The sequence below is a fragment of the Paraperlucidibaca sp. genome (assembly GCF_982810325.1).
Genome location: NZ_CEYEMI010000063.1, coordinates 1 through 3,884 on the forward strand (window position 1 = coordinate 1; position 3,884 = coordinate 3,884).

3 protein-coding genes and 1 pseudogene are annotated in these 3,884 nt (G+C 55.1%); 3 read left to right on the top strand and 1 reads right to left on the bottom strand.

Annotated elements, in window-relative coordinates:
• On the top strand, positions 1-1,356 hold a 1,356-nt coding region (locus AC3DKE_RS11070), incomplete at its 5' end, for a UDP-N-acetylglucosamine 4,6-dehydratase family protein (protein ID WP_487990725.1).
• A gap of 80 nt (positions 1,357-1,436) precedes the next feature.
• Positions 1,437-2,249 (top strand): glycosyltransferase family 25 protein, encoded by an 813-nt coding sequence (locus tag AC3DKE_RS11075; protein WP_487990726.1) that lies wholly within the window; start codon positions 1,437-1,439, stop codon positions 2,247-2,249.
• Here AC3DKE_RS11075 and AC3DKE_RS11080 read toward each other — a convergent pair.
• Complete coding sequence (locus AC3DKE_RS11080; RefSeq protein WP_487990727.1) at positions 2,168-3,385, bottom strand: O-antigen ligase family protein; 1,218 nt, start codon at positions 3,383-3,385, stop codon at positions 2,168-2,170. The two genes, AC3DKE_RS11075 and AC3DKE_RS11080, sit on opposite strands and share 82 nt — an antisense overlap.
• Positions 3,386-3,514: 129 nt before the next feature.
• Here AC3DKE_RS11080 and AC3DKE_RS11085 point away from each other — a divergent pair.
• Positions 3,515-3,884 (top strand): annotated as a pseudogene (locus tag AC3DKE_RS11085) (Vi polysaccharide biosynthesis UDP-N-acetylglucosamine C-6 dehydrogenase TviB); the annotation flags it as partial.

Here is a 3,884-nt window from a genome sequence, read left to right on the forward strand (position 1 = left end):
TCGGTGAGCCGCTCTCGCCGTCGCGATATTATCGATAGCTTGCAGAAAGCCTCTGGCGAGCGCGATATACACATTCGCATGTTGCCCGGCCTAGACCGCGTGATGTCTGGCGATATCTCGCTCAACGATGTGCAAGACATCGACATCCTCGACTTGCTCGGGCGCGATGCTGTGCCGCCAGATTTAGCGCTGTTTCGTCACCACGTCGCCGACCGCACGGTGCTCGTAACAGGCGCTGCAGGCTCCATTGGCTCTGAGTTATGCCGTCAGCTGCTCACCGCTAGCCCAGATACGCTCGTCCTGTTTGATCACAGTGAGTTTGGCCTCTACAGCATCGAGCGTGAACTTCGCGCCAGCTTTCCCCATGCCATACTGGTGCCGGTGCTCGGCAGTGTCATGGACCAAGCCCGCTTAGAGCGCCTGATGCGCCACCACCACGTGGAGACGGTCTACCACGCCGCGGCGTACAAACATGTGCCCTTGGTCGAGGCCAACCCGTTTGAAGGCGTGATCAATAATAGTCTGGGCACATACCACACCGCCGTGGCCGCGCGCGATGCTGGCGTTGAGACATTTGTGCTGGTGAGCACCGATAAAGCCGTGCGCCCAACCAACGTCATGGGCGCTTCCAAGCGCTTGTCGGAGTTGGTGCTACAGGCCTTAGCCGCCGAGCCAATTGTGCCTGGCACCTTGGGCACCTGCTACGCCATGGTGCGCTTTGGCAATGTGCTCGGTAGCTCAGGCTCAGTAGTGCCGCTATTTCGCAAACAGATCAGCCAAGGCGGGCCGATCACGCTCACCCACCCCGACATTACCCGCTACTTCATGACTATTCCTGAGGCTGCGCAGCTCGTGATTCAGGCCGGCGGCATGGCCAAAGGTGGCGAGGTGTTTTTGCTGGAGATGGGCGAGTCCGTGCGCATCTTAGATTTAGCGCGGCAGATGATCCGCCTCTCTGGCCTCAGCGAGCGTACTACGCTTGTTCCCGATGGCGATATTGACGTTGTATTCACCGGCCTGCGCCCCGGCGAGAAGCTCTACGAAGAGCTGCTCATTAGCGATGAAGGCATTGAGAACACCGACCATCCGCTCATTTACAAAGCCCGTGAGCGTTTTTATTCGTTGTCACGCATCGAGGCTTTGTTTACGGAAATAGAAGAGTTGGCCTTAATGCGCGACACCATAGGCCTGAAGCAACTACTGCTGCTGAGCATCCACGGCTATAAGCCTGACTTCGCCGCTGAAGATAACTCCGGGTCGCTTTCTGAACGCCGCTCCGAGGATGCGATGTCGGTTGCCGCCTTCGAGGCCGAGCTAGATCAGCTTTATGATGAGTCGCAGATAACACCGGTTTAGCTTTTCATTGTCTTGCGGTAAACAGCCAGTACAGCATTATGCCGTGCTGGTTTTTTTATGAGCTAATTTCAGGGAAGTAAATGGCAAAATTAACGACGTGGGTGATTAACTTAGCATCTGCCCAACAACGGCGAGCACACATTCAATCTCAACAGAGCGCTCTGAATCTGCCTGAGGTTATTTGGTTTGACGCTATTGATGGTAGGGCTTTGTCACATCAGTTTGCGCTTGATGCCGTGAGTGACCGATGTGTAGTGCGTCGTGCTGGTCGAGGCCTTAGCCCCGGAGAGCTAGGCTGTGCCTTGAGCCACCGCAGAGTTTGGCAGGCATTTTTAGCGAGTGGTGAGCAGCAGGCGCTGGTGCTCGAAGATGATGCCGTGCTTAGTTATGAGCTGCCGACGATATTGTCTACCTTGCAAGCGCGGTTAGCCTGTGAGCTGCCGCGCGTAATTACCTTGGGTGTAACCCGGCTTTATGCCCAGCAGGCCGCGATGTCACTCAACGCAAAATTTTCACTGATCGCACCTTTGCGCGGCTGGGGCGGCCACGCCTATCTGATTAATCGTGCGGCTGCCGAGCGCCTTGTCGCTTTGCAAACCCCGCTGCGCTGCATGGCGGATGACTGGTGGTTCTATCAAAAAATTGGCGATGTGCAAGTGCGGGCTGTGCAGCCTTATTTGGCCAGCGTATTGCAGCTAGGGGATTCACAGTTAGAGGAGCGACGCAGCGAAATGCGCGCGCTCAAGCCGCTACGATGGCTACGCATTCTGCGTTTTTTCGACCGTGTGATCCATAAGTGCTACGAGATTTATCAGGGCTTTATGTACGGGCCATTGCGCTCGTCAGAGCCTTGCACTAATCCCCATGCTGAAAACACTAGCAAGAAGAAGTAAGGTCGATATATCGACAAGTCGGTAGCGCCGTGCAGCATTAAGGTGATGATGATAGCTGTGGCGAGCAGCCCCACTAAGGGATTAGCTGTCGATTGTGCTGCTTGCATGGCTAACCACAGGATGCGTCCGAGCGCGACCATCAACAATGTGCTGCCTATCACACCCATTGAATACAGCATTTCCAGCAAAATATTATGTGGCGCGGTGAAACTGTGGCCACCCATGTTGCTCGCGATTTCTACGGCAGCGTGGGTTTTGAAGGCTTTCAGACCCCAGCCAAACCACGGCGCTTGCTGCCATAAGCTCCAGACGGTGTCGTAGATAGGTAGCCGGTTTGAGCTGATGGTATTGAGCTCGGCAGCACTGATCCAGCCACCGGCTCGTATGATGAGCACAGCTAAACTGCCGACAATGAATGCGCTGGCGCTGGCGATGAAAAGCCACATTAATGAAATGCGGGTAAAGCGCAGTAGTAGCAGTAATGCGCTGGAGCACAGTGCCGCGAGCAGCGCGCCTCGGCTTGGATAACTAAGGCTGAGCCAGGTGAATAGGATTGCGGCGGCTAATAGCATGAAGAGGGCGCTTAGCTTTTCTTGTTTGTGGCGACTGCCCAGATTGTTGAGCGCGACTGCGATGCTGCAGCTGAGTAGTAGGGCGAAACTAAGGCCCCAGAGATTCATATTTTCGACACTATTGCACCAAGTAATGACCATCGCCGAGTGGCTGGGTGTGTAAATTAGCCATAACGCCAGAAGGCCCGCCGCGATAGTGCACAGAGTAATGCCGTGCTTTAGCCACTTAAGCCACGCCGATGATGCTTGTTGCGCGAGAATGGCCAGCGCGAGCGCAACCACCAAGGCTTTGATGAGGTCGCGGAATACCGTTGCGCCCTGCCATGGATGAACAGATAACACTAAGCTGAAGAGCAGGGCAGCGATAACGGGCAGGGCGACCGGTCCGAGTGCGCGAATATGCATTACCACCTGCTCTCGCCAGCAAGCGAGCACGATGGCACTCATGCCCAGCAATATCCACACGCTAGGTGATCGCGCTACTGGCGAGAAGATCAGTGCCAAGATGCTGAGCAATAGCAGGGGTGCGGCAAGCGGTATTGTTTTTTTTGATGGGCTATGCACAGTGCATCTCGTCTGAGGGCTTTGTTAATACTCGCGCACTAACGCTGAGGCGCTTACTATAATGTCGCTCGCGCAGAGCTGCTTACTTTAGTGTTGCTCGCGCCACATTTATTTTTTTAAGGAGCCATCATGGCACGCCCATCTCCGCTGTTGGCAAATGCCACCGTTGCAGTCATTGGCTTAGGCTATGTTGGCTTGCCGCTAGCGCTAGCATTTGGTCGTGTATTACCGACCATTGGCTTTGACATTAGCGAAGCTAAGCTCACAGCCTACCGCGCCGGTAACGATCCGACTGGCGAGATGGAAGCTGAGGCGTTTACGGCGTCTGCTCAGTTGCGTTTTACCTCGCAGGGCAGTGATTTAAGCCAGGCCGACTATGTGGTGGTGGCTGTGCCAACGCCAATTGATCAAGAGAAAAATCCCGATCTCACGCCTGTGGTGCGTGCGACCGAGACCATTGCGCCGTTTTTAAAGCGCGGTGCGGTGGTGATTTACGAGT